The 17720-nt window shown below is 38.2% G+C and carries 17 protein-coding genes and 1 tRNA gene; 6 read left to right on the top strand and 12 right to left on the bottom strand.

The window, feature by feature from the left end; all coding sequences use genetic code 11:
- Positions 1-235: 235 nt before the first annotated feature.
- Both AC04Q1_RS16015 and AC04Q1_RS16010 read left to right on the top strand, forming a co-directional pair.
- Positions 236-1975 carry an ATP-binding protein gene (locus AC04Q1_RS16015; protein ID WP_478365588.1) on the top strand — a complete coding sequence of 580 codons (1740 nt, stop codon included), beginning with the start codon at positions 236-238 and terminating at the stop codon, positions 1973-1975.
- Between the two features lie 421 nt (positions 1976-2396).
- Positions 2397-3035 carry a suppressor of fused domain protein gene (locus AC04Q1_RS16010; RefSeq protein WP_478365587.1) on the top strand — a complete coding sequence of 213 codons (639 nt, stop codon included), beginning with the start codon at positions 2397-2399 and terminating at the stop codon, positions 3033-3035.
- Positions 3036-3201: 166 nt separating this feature from the next.
- On the opposite strand, the gene AC04Q1_RS16005 is transcribed toward AC04Q1_RS16010, so the two are convergent.
- The gene (locus tag AC04Q1_RS16005) at positions 3202-3537 is read right to left on the bottom strand and encodes a hypothetical protein (RefSeq protein WP_478365586.1); all 336 of its coding nucleotides are present in this window, start codon (positions 3535-3537) and stop codon (positions 3202-3204) included.
- A 154-nt stretch (positions 3538-3691) separates the two neighbouring features.
- Between AC04Q1_RS16005 and AC04Q1_RS16000 the strand changes: the two genes are divergently transcribed.
- Entirely contained in the window at positions 3692-3946 is a 255-nt protein-coding gene (locus AC04Q1_RS16000; protein ID WP_478365585.1) for a hypothetical protein, read from the top strand.
- A 133-nt stretch (positions 3947-4079) separates the two neighbouring features.
- Here the strand turns inward: AC04Q1_RS16000 and AC04Q1_RS15995 are convergent.
- Positions 4080-4156: transfer RNA gene (locus AC04Q1_RS15995), tRNA-Asn, on the bottom strand.
- 144 nt (positions 4157-4300) lie between these two features.
- On the opposite strand from AC04Q1_RS15995, the gene AC04Q1_RS15990 reads away from it, so the two are divergent.
- Entirely contained in the window at positions 4301-5221 is a 921-nt protein-coding gene (locus tag AC04Q1_RS15990) for a PfkB family carbohydrate kinase (RefSeq protein WP_478365584.1), read from the top strand.
- 194 nt (positions 5222-5415) lie between these two features.
- On the opposite strand, the gene AC04Q1_RS15985 is transcribed toward AC04Q1_RS15990, so the two are convergent.
- The 3 genes from AC04Q1_RS15985 to AC04Q1_RS15975 are packed head-to-tail and all read right to left on the bottom strand — an operon-like array spanning position 5416 to position 9410.
- Complete coding sequence (locus tag AC04Q1_RS15985) at positions 5416-7011, bottom strand: MFS transporter (protein ID WP_478365583.1); 1596 nt, start codon at positions 7009-7011, stop codon at positions 5416-5418.
- The gene (locus AC04Q1_RS15980; protein WP_478365582.1) at positions 7004-8071 is read right to left on the bottom strand and encodes an HlyD family secretion protein; all 1068 of its coding nucleotides are present in this window, start codon (positions 8069-8071) and stop codon (positions 7004-7006) included. The genes AC04Q1_RS15985 and AC04Q1_RS15980 overlap by 8 nt, the downstream gene beginning before the upstream one ends.
- Before the next feature lies 1 nt (position 8072).
- Complete coding sequence (locus tag AC04Q1_RS15975; protein WP_478365581.1) at positions 8073-9410, bottom strand: TolC family protein; 1338 nt, start codon at positions 9408-9410, stop codon at positions 8073-8075.
- 85 nt (positions 9411-9495) lie between these two features.
- On the opposite strand from AC04Q1_RS15975, the gene AC04Q1_RS15970 reads away from it, so the two are divergent.
- The gene (locus AC04Q1_RS15970) at positions 9496-10323 is read left to right on the top strand and encodes a helix-turn-helix domain-containing protein (protein ID WP_478365580.1); all 828 of its coding nucleotides are present in this window, start codon (positions 9496-9498) and stop codon (positions 10321-10323) included.
- On the opposite strand, the gene AC04Q1_RS15965 is transcribed toward AC04Q1_RS15970, so the two are convergent.
- The 3 genes from AC04Q1_RS15965 to AC04Q1_RS15955 form a co-directional block, all read right to left on the bottom strand.
- The gene (locus AC04Q1_RS15965) at positions 10310-10552 is read right to left on the bottom strand and encodes a cytochrome b5 domain-containing protein (RefSeq protein WP_478365579.1); all 243 of its coding nucleotides are present in this window, start codon (positions 10550-10552) and stop codon (positions 10310-10312) included. The two genes, AC04Q1_RS15970 and AC04Q1_RS15965, sit on opposite strands and share 14 nt — an antisense overlap.
- Positions 10553-11000: 448 nt before the next feature.
- The gene (locus tag AC04Q1_RS15960) at positions 11001-11705 is read right to left on the bottom strand and encodes a lycopene cyclase domain-containing protein (RefSeq protein ID WP_478365578.1); all 705 of its coding nucleotides are present in this window, start codon (positions 11703-11705) and stop codon (positions 11001-11003) included.
- Positions 11706-12236 carry a hypothetical protein gene (locus tag AC04Q1_RS15955; protein ID WP_478365577.1) on the bottom strand — a complete coding sequence of 177 codons (531 nt, stop codon included), beginning with the start codon at positions 12234-12236 and terminating at the stop codon, positions 11706-11708.
- A 186-nt stretch (positions 12237-12422) separates the two neighbouring features.
- Here AC04Q1_RS15955 and AC04Q1_RS15950 point away from each other — a divergent pair, with 186 nt between their 5' ends.
- Positions 12423-13904: a phytoene desaturase family protein gene (locus AC04Q1_RS15950; RefSeq protein ID WP_478365576.1), complete on the top strand. Its 1482-nt coding sequence runs from the start codon at positions 12423-12425 to the stop codon at positions 13902-13904.
- A gap of 430 nt (positions 13905-14334) precedes the next feature.
- On the opposite strand, the gene AC04Q1_RS15945 is transcribed toward AC04Q1_RS15950, so the two are convergent.
- The 4 genes from AC04Q1_RS15945 to AC04Q1_RS15930 form a co-directional block, all read right to left on the bottom strand.
- The gene (locus AC04Q1_RS15945) at positions 14335-14865 is read right to left on the bottom strand and encodes an RNA polymerase sigma factor (RefSeq protein ID WP_293304601.1); all 531 of its coding nucleotides are present in this window, start codon (positions 14863-14865) and stop codon (positions 14335-14337) included.
- A 129-nt stretch (positions 14866-14994) separates the two neighbouring features.
- Positions 14995-16011, bottom strand: a complete 1017-nt coding sequence (murB, locus tag AC04Q1_RS15940) for a UDP-N-acetylmuramate dehydrogenase (protein WP_478365575.1) — start codon at positions 16009-16011, stop codon at positions 14995-14997.
- Between the two features lie 73 nt (positions 16012-16084).
- Entirely contained in the window at positions 16085-17224 is a 1140-nt protein-coding gene (locus tag AC04Q1_RS15935; RefSeq protein WP_478365574.1) for a thioredoxin-like domain-containing protein, read from the bottom strand.
- A gap of 46 nt (positions 17225-17270) precedes the next feature.
- On the bottom strand, positions 17271-17720 hold the full coding sequence (locus tag AC04Q1_RS15930) for a hypothetical protein (RefSeq protein ID WP_478365573.1): 450 nt from the start codon (positions 17718-17720) through the stop codon (positions 17271-17273).

Genomic DNA, 17720 nt, shown 5'->3' with positions numbered 1-17720 from the left:
CACAGTTACAAAAGAAAAAGCAGAACAATCTCTACAAAGCAAAAAAATAGCGGCACATATGGACTCCCTTATCTATGCCGGACTTAATGATCAAGCGTTAACATATCTTGATTCTGCACATCGCAAGTTAAAAGAACCAAATTTGATGGACGTGTATAGCAAATATTATGCGAAGGCGGTATATTATCTATATAGACAACCGGATACAGCTAAGGCCAACCTATATGCAGACAGCATGCATTATATAATAAAAGGAAAGGAAGACATCTACAGATCGGCCTATGCAAATGCCATTTTTACAAAGGGAGATGCCCTTGTTTCAACTAAAATGTACAATACTGCTTTTAATTATTACTACAATGCCGGACAACTTGCATTAAAAAATCTAGATAGTTGCGATTCTTATGGTTTCAACTATAGATTGGGGCTTTTAAAATACAATCAACACCAATATCTCGATGCAGTTACCTTTCTTAAAAAAGCATTTTCTGAAAGTAAAAATTGTGATCAGGAAGAATCACTAAAGATGACATTTATATCCCGGCAAAGTTACATCAATACCATTGCGCTTTGTTTTGAAAAGGCAAATAAACTGGACAGTGCCATTTATTACTACAGAAAGGCAATCGCTTTCTTGGACGAAAACCTTTCCAGATATCCTCATCAAGCAGATTTTTTAACGATCGCCCATGGAGTTGTTTATGGAAACCTAGGGGGCACATATGCAAAAATCAAACAATATGCTGAAGCTGAAAAATACCTGAAAGCAAGTATTAAAATTAACGATCGCCCTGGTCATGACCAAGTAGATGCACAAACTGCCAAAATAAAATTAGCTGCTCTCTATCTGGATTTTAAACGATTTAAGGAAGCAAAAACCCTGTTAAATGAACTCCAGCTGGTATTAGACCAGAAATTAAAGGGCCAAAAAATGACAGTTGATAGCCAGATCAAATTATACCGGTTAAAATGGAATTATTTTGATCAAATTCATAACGTTGCCAAAGCCTTAGAGTATATGCAACTTTATCATCAGCTGGACGATTCAGTGAATGCTGAGAATGAGAGTTTAAGAAAGGCAGACATCAATTTATCGTTTAAGGCTACTGAACAGGAATATAAAATAGCTTTGCTCCACAAAGACAACGAAATCAAAAAAAATTATTTAATCATATTCATTTTCTTCACAGTAATCATAATCGCATTGCTGAGCCTGGTATTGTTTAACCGAGAAAAATTAAAGGTAATGAACAAGAAAATTACCGCTCAAAATTTAAACATGCAAAAACTGCTAACTGCTTTAGAGCAAACGCAACAGGAAAATACCCGTATGATGAAAATTGTGGCGCACGACCTCAGGAGTCCGATTGCCGCAGCAATAAGCATTTCGGGAATACTTAAAGCAACAGCCCTACCCCAGGCCGACCTTGAAATGCTTGAACTTTTAGAGCTTTCCAGCCAGCGATCTTTAGAAATGATTGCGAGTATATTAAATATAAACGCCGAAACTGCCGATCTGATCAAAGAATCTGTTGAAATGCATACACTGTTAAATTATTGCGCTAACCTATTTAAATTTAAGGCACTTGAAAAAAAGCAAAAATTAAACTTAAAAGTACAGAACATTATCTTCGAGGCAGATGGAAGAAAAATATGGAGGGTATTCAGCAATCTGATTGCAAATGCCATAAAATTCAGCCCTATTGGAGCAGAAATAAAAATAATAACAGAAGAAAAACTAAAAACGGTTATTGTAAGTATTGAGGATAACGGCATTGGTGTTCCAGCCGAGCTGGGAAATACCATCTTTGATCTGTTTACCGTAGCCCAAAGAAAAGGAACTATTGGGGAATATTCTTCCGGCCTGGGACTAGCCATTTCCAAACAAATCGTTGATGCACACAAAGGCAGGATATGGTTTGACAGCGAATTAAACCAGGGCACAACGTTTTTCGTTGAGCTGCCATTAAAATAAACAAGTCGATTCTTTAAAATATCTATTTATTCAGCGTCGATTTAGCTATTAATCAGGCTTTTAAGCTTCCGTTTTTGCGCTCAGGATAAACTTCTCATCCAGCCCTAAACGCAAAAAACCCACAAATTCGTTGCGGGTTTTGGCTCCCGAGACTCTGTATTTTTCTAGAAATTTGCTTGACGACTTGACTAGAATTTCAAAGATTAATGAAGATAATTTGGAATAATTTATGATATTAATCAAATCATTGCATTTTTAACAACGTTAATTATACCTACAAGTTCAAGGTTTACAATATCATATTTACAATTTATTCGATATGCTTGAAGAAACTAAGATCCGGAGTGACGCATAAAAAATAGCTTTTTGTAGGATGATTTTGGCTGATTTCATTTACTTTTAAAGACAAGAAAATATTACAATGAAAAACTCTGTTCCTAATAGCGTGGAGCTAATCGATAGTCACCTTGATAAGTTCTTTAATGATAATGAAGATATTGTGGTGTTTGATGAAATTGAATCAGAAGTAATCCATAGAGATATTTTTTTTATAAAAGCTAATGAAGAAAGGCCGTATCATATTCTACTGAGTTGTGGCATGAGTGCATTGCCTATGAAGGTTCCTGAAGATGATGGATCTTCTCCCTATGCTGAAATCATGTTTTTACTCCCCAAAGAATGGAATCTAAATTATGAATCCTTCGAAGACGAACAAAACTATTGGCCAATCCGCTTAATGAAAGAATTGATGATGTTACCGCATCCAGATGAAACCTGGCTGGGATTTGGACATACCTTTGAACATGAGGTAGATGATGAATTTGCGGAGAAAATAGGATTCAAGGCGGTAATGTTAGCACATTCCATGGAACTATCTGACGATTTTACGCAAATAGAAATGGCAGATGAACAAGTAGTTACTATATATTCTCTAATTCCCCTTTATCCCGAAGAGCTGGAATTTAAAAAGCAAAATGGAGCCGTGGCGCTATTGGAACGTCTTGATCATTTTGGTGTAAATGAAATCGTAAAAATTGGCAGACCAAATACTTGTGATTAAACGGCACTTCGAAATCTTATAATCATTGCAGGATAGTTAATTTAAATAAACAAAGTGAATAACTTTCGTTGCGGTTTTGGCTCCCGAGACTATTTACTTTTCGAAACCTACTTAATGACCTTAAGAGAATTGCAAGGACTGATGAATATTATTTAGAATAATGCAATCATATTACATTTTTGCGATCATTTTTAAATGGGATAGCTGAAACTTGATATTCATCTTCATAGACAACATAGCCTGGATTTTTACTAATAATCCTTTCAACTACTATATCATATTGCTCAGCTATTTTAATAAACTCTTGCATTTTTTTAAGGTGCTCATTTGCTGTATCTTTAAACCAAGACAAGGAAATAGCAGCATTATGCTTACTTGTTCCATTAGAAAATCTACTTGGCTTTTCTAAATTTTTACTAAACCAAACTGTAAGTCCTTTAAGTTTTACAATGTCTTCATCATTTGTAAGGGAGTAATCTTCTCTCAGATATTTTAATGCCATAAATATACCCGTTTCCAGTTCTCCATATGGATTTATAAATTGAGTTGTAAATCGAAGATACATTGAGCGTGCTGTAGTAAATTTGTTAATTCAAATATAGCGATAAGAAAGAGCAGGCCAATATTTAAAAACGAATTCACTACAACTCACCATAATGGAAAATCAAATCACAAGATCTCTTACCACTAAAAAGGTAATTCAAGACCTCAAAGCCAAAAAAAATAATCTTACAGAAAAGGAAGCAGAAGAATACATCGATCTTATTTATTTCTTCTCAGAACAGGCATTTAAACTCTATAATGCAAGCAAAACTTGCAATCCCATCGAATTTAGCAGCATCGAACCAAAAAAACCAGAGAATATTAATTATAACTTATTCGCTAAGAAGGCGTTAGTAAAGCAAACTTAAAAATTTTAAAGACTTTGCACAGTAAGGGTGCGGACACTGGGCTCGAACCAAAAATCGGCCTCTATTTAACATATGCAACGATTTGAAAATCAGCTAAAAACAGAAATGCCCTTCACGATATCGTGAAGGGCATTGGCTCCCTCTGCTGGGCTCGAACCAGCGACCCTCTGATTAACAGTCAGATGCTCTAACCAGCTGAGCTAAGAAGGAGTACTGGTCATTTCCTAAAACGAGGTTTTTTGTACTTTACAGTACACATAGCCTTGTTCGTTTTGGGAATGCAATATTAGGGCTTTTAAATTATTTATGCAATATTTGCACTGAAAAATTTTAAAAAAAAATTAACCCATAGATATGAGCCTGATAATCATAGGTACTGTAGCTTTTGATGCTATTGAAACTCCTTTCGGAAAAACGGATAAAATTGTAGGTGGAGCAGCAACTTACGCAAGTTTAGCCGCATCTTACTTTTACAATAAAGCAAAAATCGTAGCAGTTGTTGGTGATGATTTTCATCAATCAGACATCGATACCTTCACTGCCCACGGTATTGATACCGAAGGATTACAGATTAAAGCTGGTGAAAAATCTTTTTTCTGGTCGGGAAAATACCATAACGACATGAACAGCCGCGATACATTGATTACAGAATTAAATGTATTGGAAAACTTCGACCCAATTATCCCGGAGAGCTATCAGGATTGCGAATATTTAATGCTGGGCAACTTAACCCCTCAGGTGCAGCAAACCGTAATTAAACGCCTTAAAAACCGCCCTAAGTTAATTGTAATGGACACCATGAATTTCTGGATGGACATTATGATGGATGATTTACTGGAGACCATTAAATTGGTAGACGTATTAACCATTAATGACGCAGAAGCGCGTCAGTTATCTGGCGAATACTCATTGGTTAAAGCAGCAAAGAAAATCCTTACCATGGGCCCAAAATATCTGATCATTAAAAAAGGCGAGCACGGTGCCTTATTGTTCCATGAAGATCAGATTTTCTCTGCCCCTGCATTGCCTTTGGCTGAAGTATTTGACCCAACTGGTGCCGGCGACACTTTTGCAGGTGGTTTTATTGGCTATCTGGCCAAAGTGGGTACCATTAGCTTTAACAATATGAAAAATGCAATCATTTATGGTTCAGCATTGGCGTCTTTCTGTGTAGAGAAATTTGGAACAGAAAAATTATTAAACCTAACCGAGGAAGAAGTTGCTGCCAGGATTCAGGAATTTGTAAGCTTAAGTGCATTTACAATTGAAGCATAGTCAGTTGACAGTTTTCGGTTAACGGTTTGCTTTTCAATTGCAAATAAACGAACCGCAGATTTAGAGATACATTTCTTTAAATCTGCGGTTTTTTCTTATAGGAAATCGTCATTCCCATTCAGTTGGGAATCTTAAAAGAGATTAAGGTTGATTTATGCAAACTGAAAATTACAAATTGATAACTGATAACTAACCTAAAACCCAGCCGCCGCAGGTTGCTTATTCCGCAAATTAATCACCGTTCGGCTGATTACCGGCTGTAAGGCAATAAGGATAATCGTTAACAAACAAAGCAACGCAATCCATGCATAATAACTTACACAAAACTGCAAAAAGGTTTGTTTTTGAACGGCCTTATTTAGTAATCCTATAGCCACTTTACCCGCTTCATCACGAGGCATTCCCCTGCTACTCAAAGCGGATTGATACATTTTCAACCTTTCTGGCAGGTTAAAATCCAACAAGGTAATACCGCCACGCAAATCGTCGCCATGTTTTCCCTTAAAATAAAGCTGGTAGAAATTGATAAAAGCCAAACTAAGGCTAAAGGTCGAAAAGCGCACAAATACACCCACAGATGATGCTGACTGGCTCATGTTATCGGGAACGGACGACATAATAAACATCACGATCGGCGACATGACCATTCCAGCACCCACGCCCTGCACGAATAACGGGAGGTAAAAGTTCTCTGTTCCTGCTTCACTGGCAAACAACTGGCACATCCATAAAAAAAATGCAAAAAGCAATATAAAACCGGTTACCCATAATATCCTTAAATGTTTCTGAAGAATCAGGAAGCGAATGGCAATGATTGAACCTAATATTACCCCTGCAATATTGAAAATCATCATCTCGTTGGCATGCAGCGAATCCATCCCTAAAACGTTAATAAAATAAGAGGATGTTAAGCTAAAAGCACCACGTATAATATAGAGGATCACCAAAAAGACAATGCCTATGGTAAAATTCCGTGACTTGAAAATGCTGAGATCAACCGCTGGCCTTTTTAAGGTAAGTTGTCTAACGACCGAAACCACAAACAAAACTAGGATAGCCAAAATGGAGTATAAAATACTGGCATCTTCCAGCCAATCGTACTGCTGACCATAAACCAATACATAGGCAATAAGTACTAACATGGTAGAAAACAGCACAAAACTCATCCAATCGATCTTATATAAAGGCGTTTTAAGTAATAGACGTACCCTGTTCATTACACTAAAAAGCAGGATTGCACTGGGCAGAAAACAGAATATAATGGCCTTGTAAACCACATTATATTCAAAATTTTCCACTATTGGCACCGAAAACAAAGCGGTCAAGGGGGATACACAAAGAATCATCCCATAAAAAATAGTATATCCTGTTTCTTTTGCATGTTCTGATTTTAACCTGCTAAAAAGCAGATTTAGGGAAATACTCGTTAAGCCACAGTTTACAATGCCCTGCAAAAACCTCAGGGTAAATATTAACCAAATTTCACGTGTATGGTAACACCAATAAGCGATCAGGATTTCTAATATGATACAGATCAGAAGATAGTCCTTGGTCACCACCCTGGCAAAAAACCTTCGCTCAACCACAGCAAAGCTCGCAACTGCTGCATAAAACATCAATAGCGAAAACTGGACATCAGAAGCACTCGCACCATAATAACCTGCAGCAGCGTTACCATCAGCAGTAGAAAGCGCAAAAAGCAATACTGAAGATAAAAGCACCGCGAAAATACTCAGTATCACTAACCATTCAGGCACCCTCTCTTTAAATATAGGCAACTGATTAGTCATTTTTTCCGTCCCTTTTCACTATAACACTTGCACTCATGCCAGCGCTTAAATGCTCGGTAGCATTATCTTTTTTATCTAAGCGGATACGTACAGGGATACGCTGGGCAATCTTTACAAAATTGCCGGTAGCATTATCGGGAGGTAATAAGGAGAACCTTGACCCTGTTGCACCGGATAAGGATTCGATTTCTCCAATAAACAATTGGCCCGGAAAAGCATCCACTTCAACATTTACCTTTTCACCAACATACATTCTAGCAATCTGGGTTTCCTTAAAATTGGCTACCACCCATTTGCCTGCACTTCTATCTACAATGTAAGCGATGGTTTGGCCGGTTTGAACCAATTGCCCTGCCTGGATGGTCCTTCTACCCATTTTGCCATCATAAGGCGCTACAATTACCGTGTAAGAAGTATTGAGGTTATTTCTTTTCACAACAGCCTGTCTTCTTTTTATTTCAGATTCCAGCACATCACGTTGCGCTTTAATATCATTCGTTCTGGAGATTGCGGTCATATAATCTTCTTTGGCGGCTTGGTATTCTGCCTGTGCAACCTGCAACAAACTCTCGATGTTTTCCAGTTGCTGGCGCGTAGCCGATTCTGCATCAAAAAGTTTTTTATAACGGTTATATTCCGTTTGCTGTTTCCAGAGTCTGGCTTTTGCCGCAGCAATTTTGGCTTCGGCAACCATGGCTGTACTCTGAGCTGTTTTGATATTGCTTTGCTGTACCGAAACCTGTGCTTTGGCATTCAGCAACGAAGCCGAGGCCTCATCTTGTTGAACCGTGTAGTCATCATCGTCGATCAAAACCAATGTATCACCTTTTTTCACATCCTGGTTTTCTTCAAATTTTACTTCTTTGATATAACCACTCACCCTCGCCGTTACGGGATTGATGTACTCATCCACCTGTGCATCGTTCGTTTCCTCATATTTCATATAGCCAAAGAGCGTTTTCCCACCCCATACCATCAACACCACTAAAACGATGAGCGCTATTACTGTCGTGATCCTACTAATGATTTTATCGGCCTTGCTTTGTTTCTGTGTGTTCATCTTATAAATTTCCTACGGCTTTTTGTAATTGATAGTATTGTATTTTGGCATTCACTTTAGCGGTAGTGAGTTCGAACCGCGATTGCAACAACTGGGTTTCGGCATCCAACAGATCGGTTAAAAGCGACAACTGGTTGAAATAGGTATTCTGTACGATGCGGTAACTTTCTGCAGCCTGTTTAATATTTTCTTCGGCCAAGGCAATGCGCTGAACCGACTCCTTATAACGGATATAATTTTCCTGCACTTCCTGCCGGATGTTATCCTTCACATCTTCATCTTCTACCGCTTGTTGGTGTACCTTGATTTCCGCTTCCTTTACTTTGTGTTGGTTGGTATACCAGGATGAAATCGGGATTTTAAGTTTTAACCCAACCATACCGTTACTATAGAGCGATAAGGCATAAGGATAAAACTGGATTTGTGGATAGGCAAAAGCATACTCACCAAAGAAACCCAAAGAAGGCATAATGTTCGATTTTACAGTCTTCAGTTTCAATTTCGCCAAGGCCTGTTCTTTTTCCGAAAGCTGTATTTTATAAGAAGATGTTTTGGCATCATTAAAATATTCATCCACCTGTTTGAGTGCGATCGCATCTGTTTCATTGTCCGAAATCTGCGGGTTCAGGGGTGCATCATCTGTTCTTCCGATTAAAATATTGAGTTTTTGCTTCGCAATTTTAATACTGTTGCTGATTTCGGTTAATAGCATGCGCTGTTTAGAAAGACGCAATTCGGCCCTCAGCACATCACTTTTTAATATCGTTCCGTTTTTATACAGCTGGTTAATTTCGGCCAGCTGCTTTTCACGGTCGCGGATGTCTTGTTCCAACAAAACCTGATAGGAAATATTACGAAAAACATCATAAAAATAAACCGTTACGGTATAATGGATCTCCTGTTTGCTTTGCCCTTTTTGTATCCTGCTCAATTCGCTTTCTACTTTTGAGGCATTGATTTCGGCCGTGGTTTTCCCACCGTTATAAATATTGAAATAAGCATCTGCCCCAGCTTTGTAATAGGTGGGTACAACCGGGAATTGACTTGGGGTATGGAACAATCCGTTTTCGTAAATCGGCAAGGGAAAAACATGTGCATAAAGTCCTTCAGCAGCTATCTCTGGCAACCTTTCGGCCTTGCTTACTTTTACATGCACATCAGCAGCCTGCACATTGAGGCCCTGCATCTGGATTTTTTTATTGTTGCTATCAGCCAATGCCCAAACCTGGCTGATGGTAAAATTGTTTTGATCCAGAACGGCTTGTGCATGAACAAAAATTGATGATAAAAGAAAGGGCATGCACACCCAAAATGTTCTTTTACTCCTGTTAAAATTCATATTCGCTAATTAATGATGCAAATTTCGCGACAGATTTGTTACTTTGTTTTATCTAAACCGACAGATATTTGTTTAAACCAGCCAAATGATAAAAGTTAGCAACGAAGACCTTTTATTTGCAATCGACGAAAAACCAGAAACCATGTATGTTTGGCACAGCAGGTTTGAAGACCGATTTCAAGACCATACGCATTTAAAAGGACAGCTCACTTATGTAGAGGGCGGCATCATTTTCTTATATACCAAGGAGAAATCTTATTTCCTGCCAGCAAGGCATTATGTTTGGATCCCTGCAGGGGTAGAACACCATTTACAGCACCGGTATCATGCCGCAATCGTACGGAATATCTATTTCGATACCGCCACAGATGACGAAAATCCCTTTTACAAACAGATTGGCATTTATCCTGTAAATAATCTTTTATTAGAAATGTTCCTTTTTTCTGAGCGCTGGAACGGCAACATTGTACCACAAACCAAAGAATACGATTTTTTAAATACGCTTAAAAATATTTTGCCCGTAGTGAGCCAACATCCACTCCCAATTGCCTTGCCAACAACAGAAAACCAGCGGTTAAGACCTGTATTAAGACATATCGTTGACGGACTGGCCGACGATGGCATGAGTTTAGAAAGTGTTGGGAAAGCGATGGGATTTAGCGAACGCACACTCTCCAGGTTATTTCAGTCGGCTTTAGATACTTCTTTTTTTCAGTATTTAAAACTGGCCAGGATGATCAAAGCAATGGAGAAATTATTGGAAAGCGATGCCACTATTAGCGAGATTGCTTACCAGGTGGGCTACAACAGTATTTCCTCTTTTAGCAATACCTTTTATAAGATGGTAGGCAAAAGGCCTTCGGAATTTAAGGAACTGAAACAATCTACTCTAACTAAAATCAATTTAGCGTAACCAGTTTGGCTATTGGGATAAACTTTTCAAAAACAGCCTCGGTATGGGGTGCATCGGGCAGCTCATCTGTTAAATCCTGACCGGCCCAGTGCTCGTAATGTTTACCATTGCGCCAAAGCCTGCTATCGGTCATATCGTAGATCAAACCCTTGTAAGCCACCCAAATCTGCGGTTTATCCTGTCCGTTGCGTAAAGCGAGTTGCTGCTTGGTATATCCTGGTAAATCCATTTAAATTAATTTCGCGTTGAAGATAAAGAAAAAGGTTTTTAACCGCATAAGAAATATAAGGGGCATATCAAGCTATGTTTTATAATGAATTGTAGTTGAGGGCAGTAAGTACTTTTTGAAGCGCAACGCCAGTACAATACAATAAGTTTATTCCCGTCTTTCGCTTGTACGCTTTCCCGGAAGTTCGGGATTCCTTGTTGCTGCAGGGTACCGCTCTAACCACCGCTAGGTGAACAGGGCTGTATTTCATATTTGGGGTTTGCAGGATGCAGAAACCCTTGTTTCTAAACCCGATCCGATAGCTATCGGATACAGCGAACACGAAGTGCAACGAAGTAAAGCGCAAAGCGGGACTACAAACAGCCAAGAGCCACTACACGTTCATTTTCCAATGGAAAAGTATGCTTTGACTATGCCCGGGATGATACCTCTTTGAGGAAAAAATTAATTAATTTTCTAATTTTAAATCTTCCTTTTTAACGCTTTTATTTTTAAAAACTTCATACAGGTAAACATTCATCAGCAACAGGCTCATTAAATAGAAATGATCTTCAAAAGGAATACTGCCAACATTAAAGCCTACATTTTCTCTGCTGTTATAGATCACCACCGGAATAGCAGTTAAAAAACCGTTTACAATATAAAAAGGAATAAGCGAAACCAGATAAGCCCTAAAAAACCGGTACATAAACCGATGTTTTGAATTGATGTACTCTACGTAACCCAGCACCAAAAGTAAAAACCCAAAATTAATGAAGGTATACCACCTGCCATGACCGAAAAACAACATGGCCACGCATATGCCCAGTAATAAATTGCTTATTGCCAGACTGTACTTCTGCAGGTCATTTTTAGGGAAATAAACATTTAAACACTCATAAATAAACACACAGGCGTAGGGAACGGTCAAAAAGAACAGCATCTCTTCCAAAGGCAGACCCAACAGATTTACACCAATAATATAGTCGGGATTGAATGACCATACATTGAGTTTGGTAAACAGGATATCCCAGATTAAAAACACTACACCTGTAATCAATATGGCGGGGAAAACAAATTTCCATTTACTAAAGAAATGAACTTTTTTATCAAAGGATAAAACCAGAGGAAAGAAAATTACAGCAAGGTTTATAAGTAAATAAGTATAGTTCATTTATAGGTGTTTCTTTAAAATTTTAACTTCTGATGGGCTACATTTTTTGCTGTCGATCATAAATTTGGCAACATTTTTTACCAGCTCGTGGTCGGCAAGTCCAAAATTCTCATTTTGATAATGTTTAACAATTTCCTTTTTATCTTCGGCAAGATCTTTACTAAAGCCTAAAAAAGATGGGGTATAAAACTCGATCGAAAAACGCATAAAACGGATTTCCATGTTTTCTTTATCCATATCGATCGCCTTTTGCATCGTTTTAAGTGATCGGCCTACATATTTAATCTTGTTGTAGGGATTCCACGAGTGTTTAGCTTTCAACGCTTCCAGGGTTCCGGTATAGCCGGTAATCAAGGCCGTTTTATTGGATAATTTGCTTAGCTTATCAAATAACGAATCGGTTAACTTCGAATTTTCTACTGCTTTTACCATATTGGTTTTCAGTACCGCAATTTCTTGCGTTGACAACTGGGCATAAGTAATATGGGTTGCTGCAAACAGCAGAAAAAATATAATGCGTAATTTGATCATGTTTGGGCGCAAAGGTAAGAAAAGCTAATTGTATTTGGCATGCTGATATCAGACGGCACTTCATTCCCCACTTTTAGAGGGGAGTTAGCCAGGACAGGGTGTTTGGAGTTCACGAGTGTTTGCTGCGTCACCAAATAAGGCACAAATAACAAAAACAAAACGATATAAATTTCCTTTATTTACACCATGGATAATAAACCCAAAGTTACCGTTATTGGTGCCGGTTTTGGAGGTTTGGCCGCTGCAGCTTTACTGGCCAGGGATGGTTGCGAAGTAACGGTAATCGAAAAAAATGAAATGGCCGGTGGCCGGGCCAGAACCTGGGAAAAAGATGGCTTTACTTTCGATATGGGGCCAAGCTGGTACTGGATGCCCGATGTTTTTGAGAACTATTACCAGCTCTTTAACAGAACAACTTCCGATTTTTATGAACTGAAGAGATTAAGTCCGTCTTACCGCATTTATTTTGGCAAAACCGATACGATCGACGTACCGGCAACACTAGATGATCTGTATTCCTTGTTCGAAAGACTAGAACCTGGCAGCAGTAAAAACCTGGAGTCCTTTCTCGATCAGGCCAAATATAAATATGATGTGGGCATGAACGAATATGTTTTTAAACCTTCGCATAGCATAATGGAGTATTTCGACCCGCGACTGGCCATTAGCGGAATAAAACTTCAGCTTTTAGGAAATATGCGGAAACATGTGCACCAATTGTTTAAAAATGATCGGTTAAGGAAACTTATAGAATTTCCGGTATTATTTTTAGGTGCCACGCCACAAAATACCCCTGCTTTGTACAGTTTAATGAATTATGCCGATCTCGTTTTGGGTACCTGGTACCCCATGGGGGGGATGCATAAAATTGTAACCGCTATGCAAACAATTGCTGAAGAACAGGGTGTAAAATTTATTGTCAATACCGAAGTAACCAAAATTGAAGTCAAAAACAACATTGCAGAAACAGTGATTACCAATAAGGGCAGTTTTAAAAGCGACTTTGTTATTGGCAATGCCGACTATCACCACATCGACCAGCATCTTTTTGAAAAACCATACCGTAATTACAGCGAAAAATATTGGGACAAAAGAACAATGGCTCCTTCATGCCTCTTGTTTTACATTGGCTTAAATAAAAAACTAGATCATATATTGCACCATAACTTATTTTTCGACGAGAATTTTGATCAGCATGCCGAAGAAATTTATACCGATCCGAAATGGCCATCAAAGCCATTGTTTTACGCCTGCTGCCCTTCGGTTACCGATCCAAGTGTAGCACCCGAAGGTTGTGAGAACCTTTTCTTCCTTATTCCGCTTGCGCCCGATTTAAAAGATAACGAAAGCAAAAGAGAAGAATACTTCAATTTATTGGTTAAACGCTTTAAAGATTTAACAGGAAACGACATTAGCGCTAACATTTTGTTTAAACGCAGTTATGCCATGAATGATTTTGTGGAAGATTACCATGCCTTTAAAGGAAATGCCTATGGATTAGCAAACACTTTGAAACAGACGGCTTTTTTAAAACCGAAGATGAAAAGTAAGGTAACAAATTTTTTATACACCGGACAATTAACCGTTCCAGGCCCCGGAGTGCCACCTGCAATCATCTCAGGGCAAGTGGTAGCAAAAGAAATAAAAAAAAAGTTAAAAAAAGCTTGACAAATTTAAAATTTCCCTTATCTTTATAACCACAAAACAAAAACACTGCAAAAAAGCTTTAAAACACATAATTGTTTGAGGTTTTCATTTGTTTCGAAATAAGAGAGAAGGCGAATTGTTGAAAGAAAAAATAAGAATCAACTAACCAAATATATGATAAGCAAAAAGGCCTGAATTTTCAGGCCTTTTGCTTTTTACGACATTCTGCAAATAACTAGTACTAATATCTGATCGTCATTTCGACTGAAGCAACGCGGAATGCCTGCCCGTACAGGCGGGGAAAAATCTGTACAATAGATGCAATAGATTTAGCTCCGCTGAGTAATCGTGCTCCAGGTTACGCTGCACGGATGACGAATATCATCAAGAAGGGAACAAACAAAAAAGGCCCAGATCAAATCTGAGCCCTTAGTTTTTCGATGGATGTATCTTAAGCCATTTCACTTATGGCAATTTCTTTTGAATAGGTTTTAAGGTATTTTTTCAGGATTCCTCTTGCAACGTGGATACGGGTTTTAACCGTTCCGATTGGAATTTCTAACATATCTGCAATTTCATGGTATTTATATCCTTCAAAATAACGGATAAAAGGCACATAATACTCTTCAGGCAATTGTGAAAGGGCTTTATCAATATCACCCAGTACAAATTTACTTTCAGCCTGGTTTTTTGTTGCACTATATGAAAGGTTAGCGGAAGAAATATCTTCGCTCTGCGTAATCAAAGTATTCGTTTTTACCAAACGACGGTAGTTGTTAATGAACGTATTTTTCATGATGGTAAATAACCAACCTTTCAAATTCGTACCCTCTTTAAACTTATTGTAATAAGTGATCGCTTTCAACATGGTATCCTGAACCAAATCATTTGCGTCTTCTGCGTCTTTTGTAAAATTTAAAGCATAAGATCTAAGTGATACCGAGTGATGATTAACCAGATGATTGAATTCGAATTTTGTCATGATGTTTAGCTTTAGGAAGATTAAAAAAACAAATGAATGATGTTCATTCGCATAAACCTAAACAAACTTAGTACCAAAAATTTCTGGCACGGTGCCAAAAGCGTATAACTACGTTACGGCATACTTTCGTCACAGAATATTTACTTCTCTTTCTAAAGTGACTCCAAAAGTAGACTTTACACTGTCTATTATCTGTTCAGAAAACTGGTACACTTCCGTGCCAGTTGCGCCGCCATGGTTAACTAAAACCAAAGCCTGGTTTTTCCAGGTACCTGTTTGTCCTACGATTTTGCCTTTCCAGCCACATTGCTCGATTAACCAACCAGCAGCCAATTTAATTTTATCATCAGCTGTGGGATAATGCACCACATCGGGATGTTTTGCCACAACATCGGCAAATTCATATTTTTCGATCACCGGATTTTTAAAAAAACTACCCGCATTCCCTATGGTAGACGGGTCGGGCAATTTACTCACCCGGATATGCGATACCGCAGCAGAAACATCCGCAATATTCGGATTTTCGATGCCCCTGTTTAAGAGTTCGGTTTCGATAGCACCATAAGAAGTGTTAATTTTTGCTTCTGCCGACAAACGGAAAGTAACCGACGTAATAATATATTGACCTTTTAACGCTCCTTTGAAAATACTTTCGCGGTAACCGAACTGACAATCAGCATAGGTAAAAGTTTTAATCTGCCCTGTCCTGATCTCACATGCCGTACAGCTTTCGAAAACATCTTTAAGCTCTACGCCATAGGCACCAATATTTTGAATTGGCGAGGCACCCACCGTGCCGGGTATTAGACTCAAGTTTTCTACACCTGCAAAATGATGCGCCACACAATAGTTTACAAAATCGTTCCAAACTTCTCCGGCACCTGCAGTTACCAAGATTTTATCTTCCAAAACTTCGTATTGGATGCCTTTGATGCTGATTTTAACAACTAAACCTTTGTAATCTTCAGTAAAAAGTACATTACTCCCACCACCAATAACAAGGAGCTTGTGAGATTCCGTTACCTCATCCTGAAACAATTCAATCAAATCCTTTTCAGAAAATATTTCAGCAAAATAACGGGCATTAACATCTATACCAAATGAATTGTATGGTTTTAACGAAATATTTTCCTGGATCTGAAGCATATTGATTTTAGGTTATGCTGCAAAAGTAAAATAAAAAGACTTTATATTAATAATTGATTGACCATATAGCCTGCTATTCAAAAATCGCGGCCAGCTTATTTTTCAAATTAACATGAAAATCGTTCCCTTCACCCTCATAACGACCGGCTATTTTGCCCGCTTTGTCTATCAAAATGAATGTTGGATAAGCTGCAACATTATATTGCACGATCAAATCATCCCCCCTGGCACTTTTACTTGCATCTATAAGTAAAATGTGTTTCCATAAACCAGTACGATCATCCTCAATTGCTTTTTGCCATAGCTTACGATCACGGTCGGTAGCTATGCTTACGATTTCGAGTCCTTTATCTTTATATTTTTTATATACTTCGATCAAATCAGGACTCAATGCCCTACAATGCACACACCAGGTTCCCCAAAAATCCAACAGTACATATTGCTTGGTTTTAAATCCGGCAAGGTTGATCATTTTTCCATTAACCAGCTTCGCAGAAAAATTTGGGGCTGTTTGCCCCACCTTACTTAATTCTTCATAAGCCAGTGCTTTATAAACTACCCTTCCCCAGGCGCTGTTTAACACTGGCCCGGAAAAACCCCGATAATAAAACTCAACAGAATCTCTGGGCAAATATTTAATTAAAGCAGTAAGTAGATAAGGACTCAGGTAAGAATCAGGATTGTTTCGGATAAAAGTTAAGCTATTCTTTTCTCCGGCTTTAATTATCCTCAATCTTTCGGCATAATTTAAATCAAGATTTGCCTTCAACGCATCAGAACTCCCCTTTTCTTTAATTGCTTCATTTAAAGCATCAATTTTATCCAGTATCGCGTCGTATTCCTTTTTAAGCCTAAGCTTATCCCAATCCAACTGGGTTTTTGATCCCAGCAATTCTGCCTTAAAAAACTGTCCAGCAATGACGTTTACCCTCAAATGGCCAGGTTCCAAAAATAACCTGACAGATGCTGGTCCCTCAAACAGATTTGTTTGCCCATGTTTCAAACTGGCCAAACTGGGTTCACTTAAATAACCACTAAAGCTGAAAGAACCATTTATTACAAAGGACGAATCTCTGTTTCCACGGTATTCGAGTATAATTTTCTCCCCATCCTTCAAATCGGTTTTGCCCAATAAATTAAACCTTGAAGCATCATTTTGAGCAAAGCCCGTTAAACTTATGAATACAAAAACTAAAGGCAGCAGTATTTTCATGTGAGAGCAGATTACGATTTGAATAGAAGGTAATTAAAATTAATATTTATTGTACAATCTTCGTAATCTCCTTATCAAAATTAAAACTCAATCCTTCAGGTCTGGCATTTTCCAACTTAACCCCCGAAAGTTTCCAACCAATAAAAGCGGGTTTAGTTTTGGCTAGATCCAATAAGTGGTATCTTTCTTTGGTAAGTTTCGCACTGATCAAGCCTACACTATCAGACGCTTCCTGACTTAAATGCTCTATTTCACTTTCAAGAATTGCCAAAGTAGCATCCAGCTCATTTCCTTTTTTTAGGCTATCGGCATAAGCTGCAGGAGAAATATTGTAAAGACTATCCAGGCTTGCACCATCGAAATCGAACTTCTGCGCACTATTTTTATACTTAGTTTCGACTAATGCGATGGCGCGCTCTTTATCTGTTTTTTTTCCGCATGAATATAAGATCAAAGAGATAATTCCAAAAAGAATGACCAGGCAATAATTTTTCAT

It is taken from the genome of Pedobacter humicola, assembly GCF_056490705.1.
Note: the sequence above shows the minus strand (reverse complement) of the source record. Positions and strands in the feature narration are given on the sequence as shown.